A 201-nucleotide genomic window follows, 5' to 3' on the forward strand; every position below is an offset into this window, starting at 1 on the left:
CACCTCGATCCCGCCGACGGCGGCATCGGGAGGCGGAGTCAGCCCCAGCTGCGCCCACGCCGCCGCAGTCGCGACACGCCCCCGTGGAGTCCGTGCGATCATCCCGGCCCGCACCAGGAACGGCTCACAGACCTCCTCGACGGTCGTCGGCTCCTCCCCCACCGCGACGGCGAGAGTGGAGACGCCGACCGGTCCGCCGCC

General features: G+C 75.1%; 1 protein-coding gene. It reads right to left on the reverse strand.

The features are described from left to right. The coding region (locus tag IJ15_RS0124695) for a Holliday junction DNA helicase RuvB C-terminal domain-containing protein (protein ID WP_031940941.1) at positions 1-201 on the reverse strand (201 nt) is incomplete at both ends.

Origin of the sequence: Prescottella defluvii (assembly GCF_000738775.1) — a bacterium.
Classification (GTDB): Bacteria; Actinomycetota; Actinomycetes; order Mycobacteriales; family Mycobacteriaceae; genus Prescottella; species Prescottella defluvii.